Origin of the sequence: Paucibacter sp. B51 (assembly GCF_027863535.1) — a bacterium.
GTDB classification, from domain to species: domain Bacteria; phylum Pseudomonadota; class Gammaproteobacteria; order Burkholderiales; family Burkholderiaceae_C; genus Paucibacter_A; species Paucibacter_A aquatilis.
This window is the reverse complement of the sequence record NZ_JAPIVN010000001.1, coordinates 309,622-334,460: the sequence shown is the minus strand read 5'-3', so window position 1 is coordinate 334,460 and position 24,839 is coordinate 309,622. Positions and strand designations below refer to the sequence as shown.

The following is a 24,839-nucleotide window of genomic DNA, read 5'->3' as shown; positions in this document are numbered from 1 at the left end:
GCAAGCCGGGCGCCGCATCGAGGCGGCACGCGCAGGCTTGTTCAAAAAATGGGGGAGGCGGAGCGACATCAGGCCGCTCCGCCGGGTCAACTCAGGTTTGAGTTGCTGGGCGCGTTCGTGGTGACGAACGCGGGTTCAATCCATGAACCGATCTGTCAATCAGACTGCCTTGCGGCGGCGGGCGATGAAGCCCACGCAGCCCAAGCCTGCCAGCAGCATGGCGTAGGTGCCGGGTTCCGGCACGGCGCTGACGGTCTGGATGCTCAGGTTGTCGATGGCCAGGCCGTGGTCGTTGCCGGCGTCGTTCTTTTCGACCCAACGCACCCACAGGGTGTCGCCAGCGGCCCAGTTGGTCGTCAACTCACCACCGCGGCCGGCTACCAGGCCTGCGCCATTGCCGTCCACGGCAGCTGCCGTGGAGCCCAGCACGGGGGCGGTGAAGTCGAAGTTGCCGCCCGGAGCGGTCCAGCTGGCGACGGTGGAGAAGCTGGCACCGAAGCCGTACTCCAGCACCATGGTCTGGGCGGCGGTGTTGCCGCCATTGCGCCATTGTTCGCCGTCGAAGCTGATCTTGAAGCCGCTCAGAGCGGCGCCGGTGTCGTTGGTCAGAGCCACGGCGATCCAGCCGGCCACGGTGTTCGAGGCCGGCGAGCCGAAGTACGCGCCGCCCGAAGCGGAGCCGCCCAGAGCGCGCTCGGCCACGCCGGTGGCGCCGTAGCTGCGGAAGCTGCCGGCGTTGGATCCGCCGTTGTCGGCGGTGTAGGTGCCGATGGCGGCGCCATTCTTGTTGAACAGGCTCCAGCCGGCCAGGGTGCTGTCGTTCACCCAGGCCACGGCGGCGGTGCCGCTGTTGGCCAGGCTGTCGAAGGACTGGGTGTAGGTGCCGCCGGTGCTGGCGACGGAGATGCCGGCTTGCGCGGCCGGAACGGCGGCCAGCAGGGCCAGAGCCAAGGCGAGGGAAGTCTTTTGGATCGTCATGGGATGGTTCTCAGACAGAGGTTGGACAGATGAGGATGAATGACAAGAAAGGTGTGCGTCAGATACAAAACACAGCGCTTGCAAGGCCGGCGCCTATCGCATTCATGCGCGGCCTGGACGGGGTACTGGTCCGTCGGCCCGGGTCTCCTGGCGGGGCGCACCTGCATTCATTCACGCATGCAGGCGCTGCCGCCCTGAGGCTCAAGTCCGGCGTTTCAATCAAGGGCATTTGCAAGACATCTGTGGGCCTGAATCCAAGCTGCCAAACGTTTGCGAATCATGGAAAAAGAGAGAGGACGTCTCCGAATCGGGCGCTCTGCGCACGGGGCAAGATCTGACCCTGCGCGTGAATGCCCGGGAGCGTCTTCCGACTTCGCTTCCACTCCTCCAGCACTTTTCCGCTGACCAGCATACCCAACTGACCGTGACAGACCCGTGTCAGCGCTACGGGTGTTCCCTGAGTTCCCCCGCGCTTGAGGGGGTGAGCGCTGCGGGTGCAGGAACCCGCGTGGTGCGGCCTTGCATCGCGGCGGTGTGGGCGGCGCCCGATCGTGGCGCGGGCACCGGAACGGTGCGCTGGCTGGCGGGGTCGACCCGGGCTTGATCGCTCGTTGGGGTCAGGTCTTGCGTGTGGCCGAGGGGCTCAGACCTTCTGGAACATCACGCGCTCGGCCAGCTCGCGCTGGGCCACGGGCAGGGCGGCGGCGCGGTCCAGGATCTGGATCACCGCTTCACAGCGGCCTTGCGCGGCGCGCCCGGTGGGCAGGGGCGTGGGCTCGGCCCACAGCCCGGCCAGCAAACCCGGCGCTTGTGCGCCGAGGGTGCGGCGGATCACCTCCAGCTCGATGGCCGTGGCTGGCTTGGGCGCAAAGCGGGGTAGATCGCTGCGCGCCGCTTCCACCAGCCAGGCGGTTTCCTTGACCTGCAGTTCCAGCGGCAGCTGGCGGCGCAGCGCCACCTGGCCGGACAGCAGGCCCAGGCAGCTGCCGCCTCCCGGCGTGGCCAGGCCGGCCTTGAGCTGGCTGCGCAGCAGCTGGGCGTACTGGCGGCGCTGGTTGGGGCCGACGGAAGCGAGCAGCTCCGGCATGCGGGTGCTCAGCTCGGCCCAGCCCAGGGCTTGCAACTCCTCGTCGCTGGCTGCGGCGGCGCGAGCGGCCTGCATGCGGCCGGCCAGGCGCTCGAGCGTGCCGGCATAACGCTGGTTCAGCGCATGCCAGGCCGGGCTGCCCTGCAGGGCATCGGCAAAGTCGGCCGCCTGCGCGTCCTGCCCGGCGGGCAGGGCCACATCCAGGGTCTGCGGCAGGGCGGCGATCAGCGAATTGGCCACCAGCTCGTCGCTGTGCGGGTACCACATGCTGTGCGAGGGGGTCTTGACCGTGCGGTGGATGAAGTACTCGGGCAGCCCCACCTTGCGGTAGATGCCAGCCAGCTGCTGGTTGGCCAGCTCGTCGAACACCGGGTTGTAGGTGCCGGTGGAGGCACGGTGGAAACCCAGCTGGGCACCGGGCATCAGCTGGCGCTCGCGCCCGGCCAGGAAGAGCAGGGTGCAGGCACTCTCGCAATTGCCCACGGCGCGGGTGTTGTAGCGGCTCTTGCTCATCAAGGCCACCACCTGCTCGGCCTCGTGCACGCGGCCGCCGGGCGAGGCCAGCTCCAGCCGGCGCACGCTGGGGGATTCGTCCAGCATGCGTTGCAGTCGGCCGGCGTCCCCCATGCCGATGGGGCCGCGCAGTTGCAACACATGGCCGTCGGCCGAGACCTTGAGCGTGGCCTGGCCGATGGGATCGATGCCGCGCGCCATCTGCCAGTACTCGCCCAGATCGGGCAGCAGGCCGAAGATCAGGGACACCCCCAGCTGCACGGCACCCAGGCCCAGCGAGATGCGCGCCAGCCAGGCCCAGAGCCCGGCACCGCCGATGCGCAGGTACTCGCCCGCCGCGCGCCAGGCGCCGACGATGCACCAGATATTGAAGGCAATCAGCAGCGGCCAGCCGATCAGGGTGGTGATGGCGCTGATCTGCAGCGATTGGCCCTTGACGCTGATCCAGCTCATCACCCCGGTCAGCAGCAGGGCAAGGGGCACGGACAGGAGCACATTGTTGACCCAGAAGCTCTGCGCCAGGCTTTGCTCGCCATGCCAGTGCGAGGCGAGGTAGCCGGGGCGGCGCTCGGTGGCCACCGGGTGGCGGGGGCGCTGGCCGCCGCGGCTGCTGGGGGCGCGCGGCTTGGCGGCTTGCTGCCAGGCAGTCGGGTCGCTCGTGGCATCGCTGCCCGGCGCCTTGTTGGCCGATTCCGAATGATCGGCCTGTGTGGGGTCGTAGTTCTTCAGGCTCATGCCGCGGCTCCCTGCTGGAGCGGCTCACTGTAGCGGAGCCGCCCCCCGCGCTGTCGTGACAAAAGCCGCGGCGGCAATGTTCACTTTCCCCTCTGAATGGCCTTGCTTATCCCCTCACTCCTCCCAGCTGAAGCGGGCGATGGCCAGCGCACCAAAGGCCAGGGCAAAACCCAGCATCACGCCCACCGGGGCGAGTGCTTCGCTGGAGGGCAGGCCGCGCCAGGTCATGGCGTCGAGGCCATCGACGGCCCAGCGGGTGGGGATGAAGAGCGAGGCGGTCTGCAGCCACTCGGGGAAGACGAAGGAGGGCACCCAGGCGCCGCCCAGCATGACCATCAGCAAGGTGGCCAGGATGGCCAGGCCGCGCGTGGCCTCGGGCGATTTGCCCAGGGCCGCGATCAGCAGGCCGAAGCTGGCCGTCAGCAGGGAGAAGGCCAGCAGCACGGCCGCAAAGCCCAGCCAGCTGCCCTGCACCCGCACCCCGAAGGCAGCCATGGCCACGGCGTAGATCAGCACAAAGATGATCAGCGAGATCAGCGTGCAGCTGGCGATGCGGCTGCCCAGCAGGCGCGCCTTGCTCAGCGGCGCCGCGCGCAGGCGCTGCCACAGGCCTTGGCGGCGCATCAGCAGCAGGGCCACGCCGATGTCCACGCCCATCATCAGGATGAACTGCACGCCCATGCCGGCGAAGGAGTGGGCATAGCTGTTGTACGGAACGTCGGCCTGGGCGCTGGCCTCCAGCTCTCGGGTGCTGAAGGGCGGGCTCATGGTGAAGCCGCTGCCGCCTGCCTCAGCTGCTGAGGCCGCCGAAGCCCCCGCTTGCGGCGCCCGGGCGCTGCGCTCCTGCACGCGGGCGATGCTGTCGAACATGGCGGTCAGCTCCTGGCGCTGCTCGGCGGGCAGCGCCAGGTTGTCGGCCACTTGGGCGCGCATGTCCTTCATCACCGGCACGCCCTGGCCGCTGAAGGTGTCGGCGCTGACCACCTGCATCACATGCTGGGCCAGCAGGCCGCGCACCATGGGCAGGACCATGGCTTGCGAGGGGTCATAGTGCAGGGTGATCTCCGGCCGCTTGCCCTCAGGGCCGGCGAACAGGGCGCGGCCGGCCTGCTGGCCGAAGCCGGCCGGCAGCACGATGGCCGCGCGCAGCTTGCCGGCCTTCACCTGCGCCAGGGCGGCGTCGGCGTCCAGGCTTCGCACGGCCAGGCTGGAGTCGGCCTGCAAGGCGGCGCTGATCTTGGCCGTCAGGGGGCTGTGGTCCAGGTCGCTGATGGCGATGGGCACCGGGCTGGGCTTGTCGCCGCCCTTTTTGTTGTTGCCGAACAGGCTGCCGAAGAAGGCGGCGATCAGGATGGGCGCAATGATGCTCATCAGCACCGCGCGGCGGTTGGAGAAATGCAGGAACAGGTCTTTGCGGACCAGGGCGAGGAAGGCGTTCATGGCGGCGCTCTCTGTGGGTTTCTTGTGGGGCGGTGGCGCGGAACTCAGTCGCGCAGCTGGCGGCCGGTGAGCGAGAGGAACACGTCCTCGAGATTGGCGCGGCCCGAGCTGATGTGGCGCGGCGCCACGCCGGCCGCGGCCAGGGCGCCCAGCACGGCGGCGCTGCCCTGGCCCAGATCGCTGAGGCCCAGCTGCAGCTGGCAGCCGCGGCGCTGCAACTGCTGTACACCGGGCAGGGCGCGCAGCGTGGCTTCCAAGTTGCTGTCGATCTCACGCTCCAGCTCCAGGCTCAGGGTTTCGGCCGCGGGCAGCAGGCGGTAGAGCTCGGCCAGGCTGCCGTGGGCGACCTGCTGGCCATGGTCGATGATGAGCACGCGGTCGGCCAGGCGCTCCACCTCCTCCATGTAATGCGTGGTGTAGACCAGGGCCATGCCGGCGCGCTTGAGTGCCTCCAGCTGCTCGAAGATGGCATTGCGGCTTTGCGGGTCGACGCCGGCGGTGGGCTCGTCCAGCAGCAGCAGCTCGGGGCCGTGGATCAGAGCGCAGGCGATGTTGAGGCGGCGCTTCATGCCGCCGCTGAAGCTGGCCGGCTTGTCCTGCGCCCGGTCGGCCAGGCCCACCTGGGCCAGCACCTCCAGGGCGCGGGCGCGGATCTGCGCCGCCGGCAGCTCGTAGAGCGCGCCGAACAGCTCCACATTGGCCAGGGCCGGCAGGTCCTCGAACAAGGCCAGCTCCTGCGGCACCAGGCCGATGCGGCGCTTGTAGCCGAATTCGTCCTGGGCCAGGGCCGTGCCGCCCACGGTGACGCTGCCGCCGTCCGGCCGGCTCAGGCCGGCCAGCATGGCGATGGTGCTGGACTTGCCGGCGCCGTTCGGGCCCAGCAGGCCCAGCACCTCGCCGGCCGAGACCTGCAGGCTGATGCCGCGCACGGCTTCGCGCTCGCCATAGCGTTTGCGCAGGGAATCGGCTTGCAGCAGAGGGGAGCTTGCAGTGGTGTTCATGGGCGGGCGGGCTCGAAGCCAGGGTTCGGTGAGCAGGTGAAAACTGGACGCGATGCTAGGGCTGAGCCCGGGCCCTGCCCAGGGGGCTGCGACGGATGGACAGCGCGCGGCGCGAATCGACAGCGCGGGGCGTGAATGATCACAAGGCCGGGTCAACCTGGATTTGCAATCCGCGGCCGGCCGCTATCGTGGCGGCTGCCTGATTGGGGCCCGTGGATCGGGGCCGCTGGATCAGGGCCGCCGAACGCACCATCACCCGCTGGAATCGGGCTGCCCACCGGCAGCGCGCAGGCCAGCCCAGGGAGGAGAACACCACCATGTCAGATCGCTTTTTCTCATCGACGCCAGCCCTGCGCTGGGCCCGTTTCAGCGAGCGCACCCGCGCCGCCACGGCCGCGGTCTTGCTGGCCCTCGCCAGCATCGGGCCGGCCCAGGCCCAGCACCCGATTCCGCAGCCCGAGGACAAGCCCTACCTCGGCCCCATCCGCATCCAGGTCGATGCCACCGATCTGGACCGCCACATCTTCCAGGTGCGCCAGCAGCTGCCGGTCAAGCCCGGGCGCCTGACCCTGCTGTTTCCGCGTTACTTGCCCGGCGCCCATGGCCCCTACGGCACGGTGGACCGCCTGGCCGGCCTCAAGATCCACGTCGGCACGCAGGAGCTGGCCTGGCTGCGCGACACGGTGGACCCGTTTGCCTTCCATGTCCAAGTGCCGGCGGGCGTGAACGAGCTGAATCTGGCCTTCCAGTTCCTGAGCCCGGTGCAGCGCGAAGGCGGTCGGGTGGTGATGACGCCTGAGATGCTGAACCTGCAGTGGATCAGCATGCTGCTCTACCCGTCCGGCCACCACGCCAGCGCCCTCCAGATGCAGGCCGAGGTGACCCTGCCGGCCGGCTGGACCCAGGCCAGCGCCCTGCGGGTGGAGAGCCAGAGCGCCGATGGGCCGAAGCGCCAGCGCCTGCGCTTCAAGCCGGTCAGCCTGGAGACCCTGGCCGATTCGCCCCTGTTCGCCGGTGCCCACACCCGCCGCATCGAGCTGGACCCGCCCGGCCATCCCAAGCCGGTGGTGCTCAACCTCATGGCCGACGACCCGGCCGAGTTGCAGGCCAGCGAGGCGCAGATCCAGGCCCACAAAAACCTGGTGGTCCAGGCCGACCGCCTGTTTGCCTCCCGGCATTTCAAGCACTACGACTTTCTGCTGGCCATCTCCGGCCGCATGAGCGGCATCGGCCTGGAGCACCACGAGAGCAGCGAGAACGGCGTGGGCCTGGGCTATTTCAAGGACTGGGGCAAGCGCGCCGGCAGCCGCAGCCTGCTGCCGCATGAGTACACGCACTCCTGGAACGGCAAGTTCCGCCGCCCGGCCGACCTCTGGACACCGCAGTACAACGTGCCCATGCAGGACAGCCTGCTCTGGCTCTACGAGGGCCAGACCGATTACTGGGGCCGGGTGCTGGCGGTCCGTTCGGGCCTGGTCAGCCCCGAGCAGGCGCGCGACGCCTGGGCCGAGATCGCCGCCACCTACAGCCACCGCGCCGGCCGGCTCTGGCGCAATCTGCAAGACACCACCAACGAGGCCGCCATGGCCAAGAGCCGCAGCGGCCACGACTGGAACAGCTGGCAGCGTGGCGCCGACTACTACGCCGAGAGCGGCCTGATCTGGCTCGATGCCGACACCTGGATCCGCGAGCAGAGCGGCGGCGCGCGCAGCCTTGATGATTTCGCGCGCCTGTTCTTCGGCGTGGAAGACGGCCGCATCGCGCCCCTGACCTACACCTTCGAGGACATCGTCGCCACCCTGAACCGCGTGCAGCCACGCGACTGGGCTGCCTTCCTGCGCCAGCGCCTGGACCACAAAGGCCCCGAGGCGCCCCTGGACGGCCTGGCCCGCGCCGGCTGGCGCCTGAGCTGGGCCGAGACACCCAGCGAGTTCGCCCGCGCCGACGATTCCGAATGGAAGAACGACGACTTCGCCTACAGCCTGGGCCTCAACCTCAAGCGCGACGGCAAGGTCGAGTCCGTGCTCTGGGGCAGCCCGGCCTTCGAGGCCGGCCTGAGCCGCGCCGTCACCGTGGTGGCCGTCAACAACCAGGCCTACAAAAGTGAACGCCTGGCCGCCGCCATCAGCGCCAACAAGGGTGGCGCGGCGCCGCTGGAGCTCTTGCTGCGCGAGGGCGACCGCTTCCGCCAGGTCAAGATCGACTACCGTGGCGGCCTGCGCTACCCGCGCCTGAGCCGCGTCGAGGGCAGCCCGGAGCGGCTGGACAGCGGGGTGCTGGCAGCGCGGCCGTGACGCTTCGGCAGCTCCCGGGTGCTGCTCCTCCATCGACGTGCGCAGGCCAGGCCCTCGCCTGGCGGCAAACACAAAGGTGAATCTGCGCTGCCGCTGAGCCCTTGGGCGCGGGTACAGTGCGCGGGTTTGGCCGAATCCTCTCGCTGCTGCGGAGGAGGGCCGAGCCAAGCGGCACAGACCGTGTCTTCTGGAGGAAAAAAGCAATGACGACTGCACAAGCCGGCGCCGTGGCGCGCCCGCTCTGGGCCACACGCCCCATGGCCGCCCTGATCCTGAGTTCCCTGAGCCTGGCGCTGACGGCCTGCGGTGGTGGCGGTGGGCGGCCCGGCACCTCGGTCTTCGGCGATGCGGCCTATGCCAACAACAATGGCAACAACAACGCTGGAGGTGGGGCCGTCAGCCCGGCCCCCAGCCAGCCCGACACCGAGGTGCTGGCCGCCAGCGCCACCCTGGCCCAGCAGTGTGCACCCGACAACCCGCTGGCCGAGGCCAGCAAGAAGAACGGCAGCCTCAATCTCGAGAAGCAGTGGATTCGCTCCTACGTCGACGAAGCCTATCTGTGGCGCGAGCAGGTGCCGCGCGTCAATGCCGCGCTCTACACCGGCCCCTCGGTCGAGCAGGCGCTGGACAGCTACTTCAACGCCTTGCGCACCCCCGAGCGCACGGCCAGCGGCGCCCTTCGTGACCGCTTCAGCTTCACCTTGCCCAGCGCCGAATGGCAGGCCTTGACGCAAGGCGGCGTCGAGATGGGCTATGGGCTGGAGTGGTCACAGGCCTCGAAGACGCCGCCGCGCGGCCTGCGCATCGCTTACGTAGAACCGGGTGGCCCCGCTGCCCAGGCCGGCCTGCAGCGCGGCGACCGCCTGGTGATGGTGGACGGCGTCAATGCCGATGCCATGGACCAGGGCGGCATCGATGTCCTCAATGCGGCGCTGTATCCCTCAGCCAGCGGCCGTGGCCACAGCTTTCTGTTCAGCCGTGCAGGCGGCATGGAGGTGTCGGCTTACCTGAGCAGCGCCGCGGTGGCCAAGCAGCCGGTGCTGCTGCGCCAGGTGCTGACGGCGGCGGATGGGCGCCGTGTCGGCCATCTGGTGTTCAACGACCATATCGCGCCGGCTGAAGCGCAGTTGATCGAGGCGGTGCGCGAGTTCAAGCAGCAAGGCATTGCCGACCTGATGCTGGACCTGCGCTACAACGGTGGCGGCTATCTCTACATCGCCAGCGAGCTGGCCTACATGATCGCCGGCCCGCAGCGCACCCAGGACAAGGTCTTCGAGCAGCTGCGCTACAACAGCCGGCGCAGCGCCGACAACCAGTCACCTTCGGCGCGCACGCCGTTCTTCGCCGAATCTTGTCTCTACGACGGCAAGGCCTGCACGCTGGAGCAGCCCCTGCCCACGCTGAACTTGGCCCGCGTGTACGTGCTGACCCAGGCCGGCACCTGTTCGGCCAGCGAGTCCATCATCAACGGCCTGCGCGGCATCGGCGTCGAGGTGATCCAGATCGGCGGGCGCAGCTGCGGCAAGCCCTATGGATTCACGGCCAAGGACAACTGCGGCATGTCCTATTTCCCGATCGAATTTGTCGGCAACAACGCGGCCGGTTTTGGCGACTATGCCGATGGCTTTGAGCCCGGCGGCAGCGGCGCCGCCGGCTTGCCCGGCTGCCGGGTGGCCGATGACCTGAGCCGCCCGCTGGGTGACAGCCGCGAGGCCATGCTGGCCGCCGCCCTGGCCCACCGCATCGACGGCCGCTGCCCGCCCGAGAGCGCCTCGACGAGCAAGCCTCTGGCCGCCCCCGGCGACGCCGGCCTGGCCTGGACGCTGAAACGATCGCCGCTGCGCGAGAACCGTTTCCTTGGCGGGCGTTGAACGCACATTGAGGGTTGGCCTGAGGCGCGATTGAGGCGCCGCAAGCGCGCCGCAAGCTGGGCGGCCTAGGATGAGGTCAGGAACCACCCCATCCCCCGGCACCGGCCGGTGCGAAAGGCTGCCCATGTCGACCGTTCAAGACCTCTACCTCCGCAAGAAGCTGCCCACGGCCGAAGACGCGCTGAGCCTGCTGCGCAACGGCGATTTCATCATCGTGCCCACCGGCGTGGGCGAGCCGCCGACGCTCTTGCATGCGCTCTCGGCCGCGCGGCGTCAGTTTCACGACATCAAGCTGGGCCAGATCCTGGCGGTGCGCAAGTACGGCTACTTTGACCCCGAGACGGTCGAGCATGTGCGCCATGTGGCCTTCTTCTACGGCGCCGCCTCGCGGGCCGGCGGCAAGGAGGGCTGGGTCGATTTCATCCCCAGCTACTTCTCCGAGATGCCGTCCCTGATCGAGCGCGGCCAGATCCCGGCCGATGTGGTGGTGTCCATGGCCTCGCCCATGGATGCGCATGGCTACTTCTCGCTCAGCCTGGGGGCGGACTACACCATGGCCGCGGTCAAGAAGGCGCGCGCGGTGATCCTCGAGGTCAACCCCAACGTGCCCTTCGCCAACGGTGCCTGCACCGTGCATATCTCCCAGGTCAGCGGCTTGATCGAGAGCAGCGAGCCGGTGGCCGAGGTGGGCCTGCCCAAGATCGGCCCGGTGCAGGAGGCGATCGGCAAGTATGTGGCCGACATGATTGAAGACGGCTCGACCCTGCAGATCGGCTACGGCGGCATCCCCGATGCCGTGGTCATGCAGCTCAGCGCCAAGCGTGACCTCGGCGTGCACACCGAGATGATCGGCGACGGCATCATGAGCCTGGTCGAGAGCGGCGCCGTCACCAACCGGCGCAAGAACTACCTGCCCGGCAAGATGGTCGCCACCTTCGCCTTGGGCTCGCAAAAGCTCTACCGCTTCATGGACCGCAACCCGGGCCTGGAGATGCACCCGGTCGACTTCACCAACGACCCCTATCTGGCCGGCCAGAACGACAACTTGGTGGCCATCAACGCCACGCTGCAGATCGACCTGCTGGGCCAGTGCGGCTCGGAAAGCCTGGGGCCCACGCCTTACTCGGGCACCGGCGGCCAGAGCGATTTCGTGCGCGCCGCCAACCGTTCGCGTGGCGGCAAGGCCTTCATCGTCCTGCCCTCCACCGCCAAGGACGACAGCATCAGCCGCATCGTGCCCACCCTGAGCCCGGGCACGCACATGAGCACCAGCAAGAACGACATCAACTACGTCGTCAGCGAGTTCGGCGTCGCCCAGCTCCGCGGCAAATCGGCCAAGCAGCGGGCGCTGGAGCTGATCAATATCGCCCACCCCAACTTCCGGGAGGAGTTGCGGGAGGCGGCGAAGAAGATCAATTTGTTGTGATCCTCAGGCCGGGCGCCCGGCGGCTCAGATCCCGCGCAATTCCATCTTCATCAGCTGGAAGTGCACCTCGCGGCCCACGGGCTTGAGCGAGACCAGGCGGAAGTTCTTCTCGGTGCCGACCTTGTAGACGCGCTCATTGCGGTCGCCGCCGACGTCGCCGCAGCCGTTCGGGTCCTTCTTTTCGCCTCGACTCTTGCGGGCTTTGGCTTCCAGGGCGGCCGGGCTGCCGGCGCTGCAGTCCAGCACCGGGCCGTAGCCGGCGAGGGCATCCTGGTAGTAGCGGGCGATGCGGTCCAGGTCGTCGCTGCTGGCGAACTTGGAGACCACCAGCTTCATGCCGAAGGGGCCGAAGGAGAAACCGATGGTGGCGCTTTCCTTGTCGTCCTCCTTGTCGCGCTGGGGCCGTGCGCCGGGGTAGGCGGGCAGGCCGATGTCCTTGAGGTCGGCCTGTTCGCGGATGTCCAGGCCGGCGGTGAAGGCTTTGGCGGGTTTGCTGTTGCTGGCCTCGTCGCCGGCCATGGCGGCCGAGCTCATGAGGCCCAGACCGAGAGCAATGGCCAAGGCGTTGAAGAGGTGGCGGTGTGTCGTCATGGTGAGGACCTTGCTGGCGAAGTGGTGCGGGGCTTGCTTGTTGCCTGCTGATGAGGCATGGCTACGCAATGTAGGAGCGAGTGTGCGCGCTAGCCAGCCGGCTCCGACCAGCTGCAGCCTGAGCGGCACAGACCGCACAAAGGAAGCATGAGCCGGAGCGAAAGCGGTGCCGCTGAGACGGTTCAGGCCACGATTCATGCAGTGGGTCGCAAAGCTCAGGACGGCCCTGCCTGCCTTTTCTAGGATGTGTCCATCTGCCGCGATCCAGGCTTCAGGCCTGAATGCATCGGCAGTGTCAGTCCAGACCCCACTCACCTTTCAGTTCAAGTCCAGCGCTTTGCTGGCGCCCCATCCATGAAAACCTCCCTGCGCTCCGTCTTGTCTTTCTCCGCCGCCGCCGCGCTGGCCTTGCTGGCCAGTGGCTGCGCCATTCATGTCACCCACACCGAGAGTGGCAACGGCAGCAGCAAGCTGAGCCAGAGCGCCGCCGGCAACGCCAGCTTCCAATGCGTGGCCAGCCCCAGCGGTGAATGCCACTACGCCCTCTACACCAGCCGCTGCAGCACGGCCGAGGGCGAAGGCGGTCAGCCGGCCACCACCTGCACCCATCAGGTGATCAGCCAGTTCACCGTGGCCGCCGGCCAGACGCGCGAGATGCGGGACCTGCCTCAGGGCTTCAAGCAATGCATGAAGACCAGCCATAAGCCGCAAGTGCCCAGCTGCGGCGCTTGAGTGCCCGGGCAGGCCGGCGCGTGTCAACCCTTGGGAGAGAGCCGGCCTTCGGCCTCGCAGCGCTCGACGGGCGTGGGAATATCGCCTTCCAGGTCTGAGATCCAGCAGGCATCCAGCACCGAGCAGTAGCAGGCTTGCACGCTCAGCTTGTGTTGGCGGTGCTTGTCGAAACGAATCCATGCGTCGTGGCTGACGGTATCGCTCCCGACAGGGCGATCCCAGCTGAACAGGCGGATTTCCTTGCCGGCCGAGATCAGGCGCGGCGCAATCGTGGCGGTGGTGAAGTAGGCCTTGCCTTGCAGCTCCGGCGCGACCGCATCCACCATGGCCGCCACGTGAGGCACGGGCTTGCCATCGGACTTGAGTTCGAACCACACCACGCGGGCCGGCCCGTTACCCACGTTTTGCACCGAAAAGCTCAGCTGCGGCTTGCCATCGGTCACATTGCCGCTGCTGAACTCCAGCAATGGCGTGGAGCTGGCCATCACCAGCCGGGTGTTCTCCTTGACCAGGGCGCTCATGGTCTGGCTGGTGCGCCAGGAGCCGTAAATGGCGGCCACCGAGCTCAGCACCATGCTGCCGGCCACGGCGATGTGAAACCAGCGCGGCGCCGGGCCGGCCTCGGGTTTGTTGAGTTTGGGCAGATCGATCACAAGGCGTGCTTCAGAGTCGGTCAGGTGAGGCCCGAACTGTAGCGGGAGTGCTTGCGAGCGAAAGCGCCCTCAGGTTCTCAGGGCGTGTAGTTCACCTGCAGCGTGGCGCCGCTGTAGCTGGCATAGGCATACAGGCCGATGTAGACGTAACCCGGGGTGGGCGTGGGCAGATTGCAGGTTTCGTTGTTGCCGCCGCTTTCCTTGAGGCAGTCATAGCTGCCCGCGTCGGGCGCCTGGCCGTAGCGCACGAACAGATCGAGGTCACCCGTGCCGCCGCTGGTGCTGACCACCAGATTGCGCGCACCCTGGGGCAGCAAGACGCGGTAGAAGCGCCAGCTGCCGGTGCTGCCGGACAGGTTGCTCACGCTTTGGCCGTTGTTCAGCACCGGTGTGGTGTCGGCCGCCACGCTGACGGTTTTGCTGGTGCTGCTGCTCTTGCCTTCGTCGTCGGTGACGGTGAGATTCACCGTGTAGCTGCCATCGGCGGCGTAGACATGGTTGACGCTGGCGCCATTGCCGGTCTGGCCATCGCCGAAGCTCCAGATGCGGTTGACGATTTGGCCGTTGTCGGCGCTGCGGTCGGTGAAGCTGACGCTGCGTTCCTGCGCCACCGCGTCGAAGGCGGCCACCGGCGCGGTGCTCGCATTCGGGTCGATGCGGATGAAGGCGGCGCTCAAAGCGCCCCAGTTGCCGGCGGCATCGCGGCCGCGCACATAGACCAGATGCGGGCCCGGCGCCCAGGCGCTGGTGTCCACGGTGGCGCGCACGGCTTCCTGCTTGCTGTCAAAGGCGCCGTCCACCGCCTGCATCGGCCGCGGCGAGGCCTGGCGGCCGCCCGGTGGGTGATCGACGTAGAACTGCGCGGCCGTGATGGTCTGCGTGGGCTCGGCGCCATTGCTGTTGTTGTAGCGCGTGTCATCGAGGGTGGCGCTGAGCTGCAGCACCGTGCCCGGCGGCACGCCGGTGGCGGCCAGGCCGCTGACGCTGACATTCAGCGCATCCGGGCCGGCCGGCGTCTGGTAGGGCGCGCGCACCACCTTGGCGGCATAGATCAGGGCCTGCAGATTGCTGGGCAGCAAGGTGTTCTGGTAGTAGCCGCAGGACTCAAAAAAGGCCGTGCCCAGCTCGAAGGTGAAGGCGGCCACGCCCAGCTCGCCATAGCTCGGGCCGTCGCTGGTGCCATCGGTCTCGTACAGGGCCAGGGAGCGCTGCGGTGTGTGGTTGTTGAAGAAGGCGAACTTGCGGCCCAGGGTGCTCAGCTGGCTGTCATTGGGCGCCGGTGTGCCGTTTGTGCCCCAGGGCCAGAGCAGCAGGCGGCCGTGGCTGTGGATGTCCAGGTGGATGCCGCTGGCATCCAGCGGCGCCGGGTCGTCGCGGCCGGTGCCACGGCGGTCGCGCCAGAGGCGGCGGATGTAGGCCTCGACGGCCTGCGTTTCGGGCTCGGAGGCGGCGCTGGGGCCGCGGTAGGTGTCGGAGCAGGCATTGCCGCTCGAACCGCTGGCCGTGCTGAACCAGCCAAAACCGAAGTTGCGGTTCAGGTCGGCGCCGCGGTTGTTGCTGGTGGCGCCGCAGTAGGCGGTGTTGGTGTTCTTGCGCCAGAGCAGGCCGGTCTCGGCCTTTTTGCGGCCATCGGGGTTGGTGGCCAGCAGCAGGTGGATCTCGTGCTGGTCGAGGATCCAGGTCATGTCCGGGTCCACACCATGGCCGTGGACCAGGCGCTTGGCGAACTCCAGCACCAGGGGCGTGGTCGCGTACTCGCGGGCGTGGATGCCGGCATTGATGAAGAGCTTGGGCTTGCCGCTGGGGTAGGCGGCATTGCTAAGGCGCAGCACGCGCAGGTCATAGCCGCCTTGGTTCTGCGTCTTTTGCCAGGAGTCACCGATGTCCACCCAGCGGGCCAGGTCGGGGCGCGCCGCGATCAAGGCATCACCCTCGGCAAACACCTCTTCAACCGTTGGGTAGCAGCTGTAGTTGGGGATGCCGACGAAGCTGGGCTGCGGTGCCCCGGCAGAGCGCAGGCGGCGTTGCTTGGCTGCTTGTTCTTCGCTGCGTGCCAGGGCCAGCTGGCGGTTCTGCCATTTGGCATCGGCTTGCAGGCTGAAGCCCAGGGCGCGCAGCTCGCGTTGCTCTTCGGCATTGGCGTTCACCACCACATAACCGAGTTCGTACTTGGACTCCAGGGTCTCGAAGCGGCTGTGGGCGATGGAGCGAGCCAGGGCGATGTCGCGGAAATAGGCCCGAACGACGCTGCGGCTGCCCACGTCCTGACCCGCGATGGCCGGCGTGAGCGCCGCCGCGCCAGCGCGCTGGATCGTCTCATGCGACCGGGCGGCACCGCTGTGCAACAGGGCCATGCCGGCGAGGATCAGCAGGGCGGATGAGCGCGATATCGGGTGCTGCGGCTTCATGGGGCGGGTCTCCTTGTGGGGGCGCGCCCGGGGGATGGGTCGCTCCTCCAGCCGGGCTGGAGGGCGGGGGGCGCGACAAGCGGCCAGTTTCAGCAGCCGCTGGATCCGCGGCCAGCGGTGAAAACCCACCTGCTGCTGTGCTGTGGCGTCGCCGCGTTAGGGGTTTACCTGGGCGATGTGCGCCCGCTCGGGCTGGCACTCGCCGGCCCGCAGCAGCGCCTGTTCGCGCTCGCGGCTGAGGCAGGGGCTGGCGCTGCGCGGCCCGGCGCGCAGCCAGGCCACCGTGTCGGCCAAGGTCTGAGGCAAGGGCGTGAAGCGCAGGCCGGCCGCTTCGGCGCGCGGGTTGCGCATCTCCATCATGGCGTTGTCGGCCTCGGGCAGCCAGTAGGGCAGATCGGCAAAGGGCTGAACCCCGGCGGCCAGCAGTTCGGCCTCGGGCCGCCAGCACAGCTCGGCGCGGCTGCCGCAGGCGCTGCGTGCGGCCGTCAGCAAGGCGCCCATGCTCAGGCCATCGGCACCCGTGGTGTTGAACAGGCCGCCCTGGCCTGCCTCGGCCTGTTGCAGGGCGAAGCGGGCGATGTCGCGGGCGTCGATCAGGCGCACCGGGCGCTCGGGCCGGCCCGGGGCCAGCACGGGCGCGCCGTCTTCCGCAGCATTGAGCAGGCGCAACAACCAGTAAGGCAGGCGCGGGCTGTAGTCGTAAGGGCCGACGATGAAGCCGGGGCGCAGGATCAGGGCGCGCTCGCCCATCACCGCTTGAACCGCCCGTTCGCACAGCACCTTCAGGCCGCCGTAGGCTGCGCCATAGCCACCGCCTGATTGCGAGGCACCCGCGGTGGCCTGCGTCTCGGCTTGGGCCAGGGCCTCTGCGCTGAGCTCGGCCACGGGCGAGGTCTCGTCGGTGTCGGCGTCGATCTGCGGGTAGACCGAGATGGTGGAGATCAGGGTGTAGTGCTCGCAGGCCTCGCGCAGCAGCTCGGCGCTGCGCTGCGCGGCGCTGGGCAGGTAGCAGCTGGGGTCGAGCACCGCATCCCAGCGCCGGCCGCGCAGGATGGACAGGTCGCCGCGCCGGTCGCCCTGCAGCTGCTCGACGCCGGCCATCAGCCGTCGGCCCTGGCTGCCGCGGTTGAACAGCGTCACCTCATGGCCGGCGGCCAGGGCCTGTTCGGCCATGTGGCGGCCGAGGAACTGGGTGCCACCGAGGATCAGGAGTTTCATGGCGCGGGCTGGAAAGTCAGGGATGGGCGTGCTTCCGATTGTGGGTGGCCCGGATCGCCGATCCATTGGTCATGCGGGGGAAACCCGTGCCGGGGCCGAAGCGCGCCCGGCCCCTGAGGTCAGAGCCTCGCCTTGATGCGCTCGGCCCGCATCTCGGCGTCGCTCAAGGCCTTGGCCACCAGGACGGAGCCGCTGGCGCTGTTGCGCAGGCCCAGGGCGTAGACGCCGCCCTCCAGGCGGGCGACGACTTGGGAGCCGTCGTCGGCGCTGACGGTCAGCGCGCCATCGGCACTGACGCTCATCTTCAGCGGCAGGCCGATGGCCGGCGTGCTCTTGATGCTGAGGCTGCGCTCGCTGTAGAGGTAGCCATCGGCCTTGCGGCCCGCGAAGCGCAGATCGCCGTAGTCACGCTGGCTGCCGAGGTAGGCGAAGTTCAGGCTGCCGCTGGCATTGAAGCTGCTGCCGGAGGGGATGTCGAAGTTCAGGTCGGCCGTGACGCTGATCTCGGGCGTTTCGCTGTAGAACTTGGCCAGCAGCAGTTTGTTCAGGCGGTAGCGCACCCCGGCGGTGGCAGCCAGGCTGGTGTCCACCTCCCAACTGCCCGAAGTCGCCTGCACATTGCCCTGGTTGCAGTTGTCGGCCGTGTAGTGCCAGAGCGTGGCACCGCTGCGTTCCAGCGTCACGGTGCCGCCCTGCAGGCAGGGGTAGCGGCCGGCCACGTTCTGGGTCTTGTAGAGATCCAGCAGAAGGGGGCGCAGCACTTGGCCCACATCGACCTGGCTGTGCTGGTCGGCCATCTGGGCCACGGCCACGGCACGCACCATATTGTCGATGTTGAGCTTCTTGACCTCGCGGTCCGGCGTCAGTTCCAGGGTCACGCCAGCGCCGCCGCCGCAGGCGCTCAGGCCCAGCAAAGCCAGCAGCGGCATCAGGTGCGCCCAGCGCGGGAGGGCAGAAAAGCGAGGGGCGGGCAGGGTGTTCATGGTGGGAGCCATTGTCGTTGGTCAGGAGGGATCGTATGAATGACTGAAATGCGAAGGCTGCGGTCACCAGACCGGTCCGACGAAGAAGTAGAGCCGGCTGCCGCCATTGCGGGTGCTGCCCAGGCCCAGATAGACCGGGCCGAAGCGGCTGTCGATGGCCAGGAAGGCGCTGGCGGCGTTGCGTGCCTGGCGGCGCAAGCCGGTTTCGCCAAAGGGCACCGAACGCTCGTTGCCAAACTCCAGCGAGGCGCCGATGCGCAGGGTGTCGCCCAGGCCGATGGGCATCTGGCCGATCTTGCGCGCCAGCACCAGTCGGCCGAAGGCATAGGACTGGGTCTTGGAGCTGGGTTCGCTGCCCGAGAGGCGCAAGAAGCCGCCCAGGCCCTCGCCTTGGGGCAGCTCCACATCCACGCTGTTGAAGCTGCCGGCCAGGGCACCGTAGACATGGCCTGCCCAGTCGCCCGAGCGGAAGGCGCGCATCACGCGGGTCTGGTAGGTCGAAGGGCGGCCGGTCAGCGTCACCGGGTAGCGACGCAGGGCCACATGGATCAGGGTGCCGCGCGTCGGGAAGGCGGGCGCATCCAGGGTGTCGCGGCGCCAGCGCAGCTCGGGCAGGCTGAAGGTGGCGCGGATCTGGCGGTCGGCATCGCGGTAATCGGAATGGATGCGCAGGCCCACCAGCTGCAGATCGCCCCAGAAACCCATCTGCCGGCCCAGGGCCAGGCCGGTCTGGCTGAGGTTCCACTGGTAGGGCTTGAGCGACTCCGAATCGCGAATGCCGAGGTACTCCACGCTGGGTTCCAGGTACCAAGGTGAACCGGGGCCCAGTGGCTGCATCAGCGCGGTCTTGAACTCGCGGTAGCCGCCCAGCTTGGCGCTGGTGCGCAGCTCGGCGCCCCAGTCGTTGAGCCAGCTCAGGGTGTGCATGGCGGCCAGGGTGTTGCGGTTGAAGCTCTTGAAATCACTGGCCAGCTCGATGCCCAGGCGCAGGCGGCTGCGCGTCCAGGGAGCCTCCGTGACCTTGATCAGCACATCGCGCTGTTCGCCGTGGTCGTGGATCTGGGTCTGCACGCGTTCGAAATCGCCACGGCCGTAGAGCTGGGCGCTGGCCAGCTGCACATCGGCGCGGCTGACCGGCTGGCCGGACTCCAGGCCCAGCTCCTTCTTCAGCGCCTCGGGGTTGGTGAACCTGCTGCCCTCGATGCGCAGCGTGCCCAGGGGCAGGGTGGCGGCCATGGGCCAGAGCGCGGCATTGCGGCGCGCCTCATGCTGGGCGTACTCCTCCTGGCTCAGGGCCAGCGCCTGCAGCTGCGCGGCCATATCGGCGGTGGCCTGCTCGCCCTCGCGAATGGCGCCGGCGCTGCGCTCGAAATCGGTCAGGCCCAGGCCCGGCATTTCGGGCGTGATCAGAAAGTCGCCCTGGCGCAGCTCGGCCAGCGAGCGCTCCACGTTCTGCGTGGTCAGGATCTTGATCATCTGGTCGGTGACGCTGAGCGCGCTCTGGATCTGCTGCTCGTCCAGCAATGGCGAGCCGACATTGACCGCGATCACCACATCGGCGCCCATCTGCCGGGCGATGTCCACGCCCAGATTGCGCACCAGGCCGCCGTCCACCAGCAGCCGGTCCTTGACCCGCACCGGCGAGAACAGGCCCGGCACCGCCATCGAGGCGCGCAAGGCCAGGGACAGGGGCACATCGTCCAGCACCACCAGGCGGCCGTTGACCAGGTCGGTGGCCAGGGCTTTGAAGGGCAGGGGCAGCAGGGGCAGCGGGGTTTCGGCGCGGGCATCGGGCGCCAGGCTGTCGAGCGTGAACTCCAGCGCGCTATTGCCGGCCGCCGCGGCCGGCAGCATCACGCCCTCGGGCCCCAGGCCGAACTCCAGGCGCGAGGCCAGCATGCGGTCGTCCTCGCGGCGGCGCTGTGCCAGCTCGCGCCGGCCGGGGCGGTCGGCCAGGATGCTGTTCCAGTCGGCCTCGGCCACCAGGGTTTCCAGGTCCTCGACGCTGCGGCCGGCGGCAAAGGCGCCGCCCACCACCGCGCCCATGCTGGTGCCCACCACCAGGTCCACCGGGATGCGCTGCGCCTGCAGCGCCTTGAGCACGCCGATATGAGCCAGGCCGCGCGCGCCGCCACCCGACAGCACCAGGCCGATGCGCGGGCGCGTGCCCGGCGTTGGGGCGGTGCTGGTCTTGGCGGTTTCGCTTGGTCCGGTGGCGGCCTGCAGGCTGTTGCTTGAAAAGCCCAGCAGCAGGCCCAGCAGCGGGGCTGCCCATGCCGCGCGCCATGCCCCGCCATGCCGCTGCTGCCGCCGCCGCCGTCCTCGGCCGTCGGGCGCCTCCTCGTTTCCGCTCACGTGTCGTCCTCCTGCGCGGTCTGCCGCCAGGTGGGCGGTCTGCCGCTGTCTCTTCATGCCTGCAGCTCGAGCGTCGGCCCCGTCTGCGGGCGCGATTGTGCGCGACTTGCATGACGGTGCCGCTGCTTCGCATAGAGTGCTGTCTTTCGCACCCGTCCGGCTCTGACGCACCGGGTGAGAACCCTGAGTGGGCGCCGAGGCTGGCCCCGAATGAACCGCTTGCCGAGGTGCTGCGCCGTGTTTCGACTGTTCCGTTTTGCTTCGCGCGCCGCCGCTGACCATGCGGCGGACCCGCGCGCCACCGTCAAGCCCGAGGATGTCAATGTCGCGCCCGCCCTGCTGGGCCAGCCCCTGGCTACGCCGCGCCAGCGGGCCCTGGCCATGGGCATCGATGTGGCCGTGCTGGCTTTGGTGAGCCAGCTGGCCAACAACTGGCTGATGATGGCGGCCGCCCTGGGCCTCTACACCTGGCTGCGCCAGGTCCGGCCCGAGGTGTTCGCCCGCCTGCGCTGGCGACGGGGTCGCGCGAACCTGGCTGCCGGCGCCACAGAGTCGGCGGACGCCGACCTGGTCTTGGCGCCGCCGCCGCCCCAGGCCCCGCGGCGGCGCTGGCTGTCCTGGCTGCTGGTGGCCTGGTTCAGCTACCAGGGCGTGACGCTGCTCTTCCACGGCGACCCGGAAGCCGAGGCCGACGCTGCGGCCGAGGCGGCCAGCGAGCTCGGCACCCCGCTCAGCAAAGCCGAGCTGCGCGCGCTGCGTGAGCAGGCGGAGGAGGAGCCGGAGGCCGCGACCGATGCGGCGGAATCCGTGGCTTCAGCGGCTTCAGCGGCGGAGCTGGCGCAAGCGCTGCAACTTGCGCAGGCGCAGCATCACCAGGCCTTGCACCGCCTGCTGCGCGAGCAGGAGGCACAGCTGGAGCATTTGCGCGAAGAGGTGGTGCTGGCCGGCCAGCCGCAGGCCATGCGCTGGCTCAAGGCCGGCAAGCGCTGGCTCGATGAGCTGCTGCGCCACTATGTGACGCCGGCGCTGTACTTCTGCCTGCTGCCCCTGCTCTGGCCGGGCCAGACCCTGGGCAAGCGCCTGCTCGGCCTGCGCGTGCAGGAACTCAGCGGCAAGCCCATGACCTTGATGCTGGGCTTCAGGCGTTTTGGCGGTTATGCCGCCGCTACCGTCACCGGCGGCATTGGTCTGCTGCAGATCCTCTGGGACCCGAACCGGCAGGGGCTGCAGGACAAGACGGCGCACACGGTGGTGATTGATGTGCGCGGGCAGCAACCACCTGCTCCCGCCTTGCAAGCCACGCCCCAGGAAAATTCAAGCCTTGATTAGGGTGCGAATGGTTGCCAACGATCATTCATCGTTGGTGTTGCTGATGCTCGGGTCGGTGGTGATCGGTGCCCCACTCAGCGCATCGATGACGGTCATCGTGTACTTGTAGGACTGCGCGTTGTTGTTGTAGTCGCCCAGTGCCAAGGTGGCTGCATTGATCAACCAAGCGATAGGGAACTCCGCATCCGCGTCAGCGCTGTTGATGACCAAGGCAGAGCCATCCGACGGGAAGTAGTAGCCCGGACTGACCAGGGAGTACACGATCAGTGCATTGGCCTGATTGCTCAGAGTCACCGGGTCTGGGTTGAAGACCAAATAGGGTTCGGTGCCTTGCGCTGCTTTGACCGTGACGCTGACGGCGAAGACATTGTTTTGAATCGGGGTCGATTGGTTCGAGGGCATGGTGGGGCGATCGTTGAGGTGGATTGATAGGGTCGCGTGAGTCCAAGGATGAACCTGGCTTGCAGGAGGCGTAACCCAGCGGGCTGCGTCAATGCTGCTGTACCTTCTCTGCGGCCATGCGCCGAGCGAGACCAACCTGCCATTCAGGGTGGCGGAAGCCCGATGCCTCCAAACCTTCGGCCATTGATCGGGCTTCTTGAGTACGCCCGAGGCTGAGCAAGGCATGGGCTCGTAAGGATTTCACGCGGGCTTCGCTCACGCTCTCCCCAATTCCGGCGAGGTGCTCCAAAGCTTGGTTCCAGCGTGTTCGCGCTTCTGTCGGCGCTGCATTCGCGATGGCATTGCCAAGTCGATATGAGGCCAAGGCCAGGGACCATTGAGTGTTCACATCGACTTTGCCTCGCCCTCCGCCCGACCTCGTCAGTGAGTGCCGATCCACAAAGCGCGTCAAGTCCCGGAGCGGGGCGGCGGTAGGTGACAAGGATCGTTCTTTTGTTGCCAGCTGCGCTTGCGCAGCCAGGAAGCGGCCAGGGATCTTGATTGCGGTATCAGGTTTGTCCGGCGTGGCGGCCAGAAGCCTGATGTACTCGGGTTCCAAGGCAGAGAGTTCCTCGCGAGCCTCCTCGGTGCTGCCGAGCGCCAGAACGGTTTCGATCAGATGAAGGCGGGCGTAAGCCAGGCGCTCGACGAACAACAGGTTGTCGGTATCGACGGCCACCAGTTTCACAAAGGCATCGCGTGCCGCCCTGCCCGTGACCAATGCCGCAGAGCCCTGGCCGATGCTGAGTTGCAGGCGGCTCAAGGCCGACAACGTCGTGGCCTCATCATCTTGGGCTTGGCGATTCAGTACCTTTTCGGCGCGCAGGACTTGCAGTTTGGCTTCATGGCTTGAGATGCTGGCTTCGAACTGGCCCAGTTTTTCTTGCGCGCGCGCCATCCAACCCCAGGTCTTGGTCAGTTCCGATTGCAAGTCCGCATGCGCAGGAATCAGGACCTGCCAAATCGTCCGCGCACGGGTGAAACGCTCCAGTGCAGACTCGACGCGCTGGGTGTTGAGCAAGAGCACGCCCAAGTTCACTTCTGCATGGGCCAACTCGGTTTGCCATTTGCTGTTGGCCGGCTCACTTTGGGTGAGCGTTTGGGCCAGCTGCAGATAGGTTTCGAAGTTGTTTTCGGCCGCTTCTTGCTTACCTTGCCGCCAAGCCGCGTAACCCACCCAATAGCTACTCTGCGCATGGTCAAACAGCCGCTGCGTGTTCTTGGCGTCGCGCGCCAGCAGTTCCGCCGTGCTGTCGGCGGCCTGCTTGAAGCGCTCCTCGGCCTCGGCCATCTGGCCGCGCTTCTCGGCAATCTCGCCCATCAGATGCAGGGCCCGGGCGCGCCGGCCCAGTGCGTCTGCATCGCTGCGCCGCAGGTCTTGCTGCGCGTAGTAGGCCAGCGCCTTCTCCCCCACCGCATCGAGCACATCGAGCCGCCCCACCGGGTCCAGCTTCTTGCGCAGATCGCCGAGCATGAATTCGATCAGGCCTTCGGCCTGCACGCGCTGTTCATGCGCTTCCTGGGCTTTCCAGACCGCCGCGCCGGCGCCGGCGGCAATGGCCAGCAGGGCCGTGCAGCTGGCCGCCACAGCCAGCCGGTGGCGGCGGATGAATTTGCCGACGATGTAGGCGCGGCGGTCTGGCCGGGCGCTGATCGGCTCATGAGCCAGCCAGCGCTGGAGGTCCTCGGCCAGCGCGGCGGCATTGGCATAGCGCTCGGCCGGCGCTTTTTTGAGCGCCTTGGCGACGATGGTGTCCAGGTCGCCGCGCAGCTGGCGCGCCACGCCGCTGGGCACGCGCTCCGACACCTTTTTGGGTTCCACCTCGACCAGGGTTCGCAGGCGCTCCAGGGGCGTGGTCAGGGCCTCGTCCTGGCCCTCGGTCGGATGCTGACCGCTGAGCAAGAGGTAGAGCAGCACGCCCAGGGCATAGACATCGGTGGCGGTGGTCACCTCGCCGCCTTGCACCTGCTCGGGCGCGGCATAACGCGGGGTGTAAGCGCGGCCGGCCAGGCGGGTCAATTCGGTGGCCGCGCCGGGGGCGGCGGTGTCATCGTCGGCCGGGCGGGTGAGCAATTTGGCGATGCCGAAATCCAGCAGCTTCACCTCGCCGGCCGCCGTCACCAGGATGTTCGAGGGCTTGAGGTCGCGGTGCAGGATCAGGCGGGTGTGGGCATGGGCCACGGCGGCCAGCACATCGAGGAAGAGGCGCACCCGGGCTTCGCAGTCGAGACCACGCTCGACGCAAAAACGGTCCAGGGGCAGGCCGTCGATGTACTCCAGCACCAGATAGGGCTGCTGGTGTTCAGGCGCCACGCCGGCATCGATCAGGCGGGCAATGTGTGGATGGGTCAGGCGTGCCAGGATCTGGCCTTCGCGGGCGAAGCGGCCCGCGTCGCCCCGTCCGATCAGGCCGGTGTTCAGAAACTTGATCGCCACCTGGCCTTCGAAGCGGCCGTCGGTGCGGCGCGCCAGCCAGACCGTGCCCATGCCACCCTGGCCGATTTCGCGCTCCAGGGTGTAGGCGCCCACGGTCTGGCCGGCCTGGTTGTGGGCGCTGGCGGCTTCGGCCACGCTGAGGGCCGGGCTGGCGAGAAAGTCCTCGGTCTCCAGGGCCTCTTGCCGGCGCAGCAACTCGGCCAGGTCCTCGATCAGGTCGGGGCTCAGCTCGGCCTGATCACGCAGGGCTTGCAGGTGGGCAGGGCGCTGCTCGGGCGCCAGGTCCAGCAGTTCATCGAGCAGGGGGCTCAGGCGAGCCCAGCGGGCTTTGTCGATCTCGGCCATCC

At 68.3% G+C, this 24,839-nt stretch carries 17 protein-coding genes; 5 read left to right on the top strand and 12 right to left on the bottom strand.

The genetic code is table 11. The features are described from left to right. Positions 1-159: 159 nt before the first annotated feature. The 4 genes from OOB33_RS01350 to OOB33_RS01335 all read right to left on the bottom strand — a co-directional run bounded on the left by OOB33_RS01350 (position 160) and on the right by OOB33_RS01335 (position 5,754). The gene (locus tag OOB33_RS01350) at positions 160-978 is read right to left on the bottom strand and encodes a PEP-CTERM sorting domain-containing protein (protein WP_102769217.1); all 819 of its coding nucleotides are present in this window, start codon (positions 976-978) and stop codon (positions 160-162) included. Positions 979-1,621: 643 nt separating this feature from the next. Further along, entirely contained in the window at positions 1,622-3,313 is a 1,692-nt protein-coding gene (locus tag OOB33_RS01345; protein WP_271007352.1) for a hypothetical protein, read from the bottom strand. 114 nt (positions 3,314-3,427) lie between these two features. Further along, entirely contained in the window at positions 3,428-4,753 is a 1,326-nt protein-coding gene (locus tag OOB33_RS01340) for an ABC transporter permease (protein WP_271007351.1), read from the bottom strand. A 44-nt stretch (positions 4,754-4,797) separates the two neighbouring features. Continuing rightward, complete coding sequence (locus OOB33_RS01335) at positions 4,798-5,754, bottom strand: ABC transporter ATP-binding protein (protein WP_271007350.1); 957 nt, start codon at positions 5,752-5,754, stop codon at positions 4,798-4,800. A 317-nt stretch (positions 5,755-6,071) separates the two neighbouring features. Here OOB33_RS01335 and OOB33_RS01330 point away from each other — a divergent pair, with 317 nt between their 5' ends. The 3 genes from OOB33_RS01330 to OOB33_RS01320 all read left to right on the top strand — a co-directional run bounded on the left by OOB33_RS01330 (position 6,072) and on the right by OOB33_RS01320 (position 11,345). Beyond that, on the top strand, positions 6,072-8,048 hold the full coding sequence (locus OOB33_RS01330; protein ID WP_271007349.1) for a M61 family metallopeptidase: 1,977 nt from the start codon (positions 6,072-6,074) through the stop codon (positions 8,046-8,048). A gap of 203 nt (positions 8,049-8,251) precedes the next feature. Further along, a complete protein-coding gene (locus tag OOB33_RS01325; RefSeq protein ID WP_271007348.1) occupies positions 8,252-9,919 on the top strand; it encodes a S41 family peptidase in 1,668 nt (555 codons plus the stop codon). Positions 9,920-10,043: 124 nt separating this feature from the next. Continuing rightward, positions 10,044-11,345, top strand: coding sequence for an acetyl-CoA hydrolase/transferase family protein (locus OOB33_RS01320; RefSeq protein WP_271007347.1), 1,302 nt, complete (start codon positions 10,044-10,046; stop codon positions 11,343-11,345). Between the two features lie 24 nt (positions 11,346-11,369). Here OOB33_RS01320 and OOB33_RS01315 read toward each other — a convergent pair whose 3' ends face one another. Next, positions 11,370-11,936: a hypothetical protein gene (locus tag OOB33_RS01315; protein ID WP_171828440.1), complete on the bottom strand. Its 567-nt coding sequence runs from the start codon at positions 11,934-11,936 to the stop codon at positions 11,370-11,372. Positions 11,937-12,290: 354 nt separating this feature from the next. On the opposite strand from OOB33_RS01315, the gene OOB33_RS01310 reads away from it, so the two are divergent. Beyond that, positions 12,291-12,668, top strand: coding sequence for a hypothetical protein (locus OOB33_RS01310; RefSeq protein ID WP_171828441.1), 378 nt, complete (start codon positions 12,291-12,293; stop codon positions 12,666-12,668). A gap of 23 nt (positions 12,669-12,691) precedes the next feature. Here OOB33_RS01310 and OOB33_RS01305 read toward each other — a convergent pair whose 3' ends face one another. The 5 genes from OOB33_RS01305 to OOB33_RS01285 form a co-directional block, all read right to left on the bottom strand. Then, positions 12,692-13,321, bottom strand: a complete 630-nt coding sequence (locus tag OOB33_RS01305) for a hypothetical protein (RefSeq protein WP_271007346.1) — start codon at positions 13,319-13,321, stop codon at positions 12,692-12,694. Between the two features lie 77 nt (positions 13,322-13,398). Then, a complete protein-coding gene (locus tag OOB33_RS01300) occupies positions 13,399-15,729 on the bottom strand; it encodes a M14 family zinc carboxypeptidase (RefSeq protein WP_271007345.1) in 2,331 nt (776 codons plus the stop codon). A gap of 156 nt (positions 15,730-15,885) precedes the next feature. After that, entirely contained in the window at positions 15,886-16,947 is a 1,062-nt protein-coding gene (locus OOB33_RS01295; RefSeq protein WP_271007344.1) for an NAD-dependent epimerase/dehydratase family protein, read from the bottom strand. Between the two features lie 119 nt (positions 16,948-17,066). After that, positions 17,067-17,930: a hypothetical protein gene (locus tag OOB33_RS01290; RefSeq protein ID WP_271007343.1), complete on the bottom strand. Its 864-nt coding sequence runs from the start codon at positions 17,928-17,930 to the stop codon at positions 17,067-17,069. A gap of 63 nt (positions 17,931-17,993) precedes the next feature. Next, positions 17,994-20,285 carry a patatin-like phospholipase family protein gene (locus OOB33_RS01285; protein WP_271007342.1) on the bottom strand — a complete coding sequence of 764 codons (2,292 nt, stop codon included), beginning with the start codon at positions 20,283-20,285 and terminating at the stop codon, positions 17,994-17,996. A gap of 237 nt (positions 20,286-20,522) precedes the next feature. On the opposite strand from OOB33_RS01285, the gene OOB33_RS01280 reads away from it, so the two are divergent. Beyond that, a complete protein-coding gene (locus tag OOB33_RS01280) occupies positions 20,523-21,614 on the top strand; it encodes an RDD family protein (RefSeq protein WP_271007341.1) in 1,092 nt (363 codons plus the stop codon). Positions 21,615-21,635: 21 nt separating this feature from the next. Here OOB33_RS01280 and OOB33_RS01275 read toward each other — a convergent pair whose 3' ends face one another. Together OOB33_RS01275 and OOB33_RS01270 are read right to left on the bottom strand one after the other, a co-directional pair. Beyond that, entirely contained in the window at positions 21,636-22,016 is a 381-nt protein-coding gene (locus OOB33_RS01275) for a hypothetical protein (protein ID WP_102769231.1), read from the bottom strand. 88 nt (positions 22,017-22,104) lie between these two features. After that, positions 22,105-24,837 (bottom strand): serine/threonine protein kinase, encoded by a 2,733-nt coding sequence (locus OOB33_RS01270; protein ID WP_271007340.1) that lies wholly within the window; start codon positions 24,835-24,837, stop codon positions 22,105-22,107. Positions 24,838-24,839: the final 2 nt, after the last annotated feature.

Coding starts and splice junctions, on each gene's coding strand:
- OOB33_RS01335 (WP_271007350.1), bottom strand. CDS start 5,754: ATGAACACCACTGCAAGCTCCCCTCTGCTGCAAGCCGATTCCCTGCGC.
- OOB33_RS01345 (WP_271007352.1), bottom strand. CDS start 3,313: ATGAGCCTGAAGAACTACGACCCCACACAGGCCGATCATTCGGAATCG.
- OOB33_RS01325 (WP_271007348.1), top strand. CDS start 8,252: ATGACGACTGCACAAGCCGGCGCCGTGGCGCGCCCGCTCTGGGCCACA.
- OOB33_RS01350 (WP_102769217.1), bottom strand. CDS start 978: ATGACGATCCAAAAGACTTCCCTCGCCTTGGCTCTGGCCCTGCTGGCC.
- OOB33_RS01290 (WP_271007343.1), bottom strand. CDS start 17,930: ATGAACACCCTGCCCGCCCCTCGCTTTTCTGCCCTCCCGCGCTGGGCG.
- OOB33_RS01270 (WP_271007340.1), bottom strand. CDS start 24,837: ATGGCCGAGATCGACAAAGCCCGCTGGGCTCGCCTGAGCCCCCTGCTC.
- OOB33_RS01310 (WP_171828441.1), top strand. CDS start 12,291: ATGAAAACCTCCCTGCGCTCCGTCTTGTCTTTCTCCGCCGCCGCCGCG.
- OOB33_RS01275 (WP_102769231.1), bottom strand. CDS start 22,016: ATGCCCTCGAACCAATCGACCCCGATTCAAAACAATGTCTTCGCCGTC.
- OOB33_RS01330 (WP_271007349.1), top strand. CDS start 6,072: ATGTCAGATCGCTTTTTCTCATCGACGCCAGCCCTGCGCTGGGCCCGT.
- OOB33_RS01295 (WP_271007344.1), bottom strand. CDS start 16,947: ATGAAACTCCTGATCCTCGGTGGCACCCAGTTCCTCGGCCGCCACATG.
- OOB33_RS01320 (WP_271007347.1), top strand. CDS start 10,044: ATGTCGACCGTTCAAGACCTCTACCTCCGCAAGAAGCTGCCCACGGCC.
- OOB33_RS01315 (WP_171828440.1), bottom strand. CDS start 11,936: ATGACGACACACCGCCACCTCTTCAACGCCTTGGCCATTGCTCTCGGT.
- OOB33_RS01340 (WP_271007351.1), bottom strand. CDS start 4,753: ATGAACGCCTTCCTCGCCCTGGTCCGCAAAGACCTGTTCCTGCATTTC.
- OOB33_RS01300 (WP_271007345.1), bottom strand. CDS start 15,729: ATGAAGCCGCAGCACCCGATATCGCGCTCATCCGCCCTGCTGATCCTC.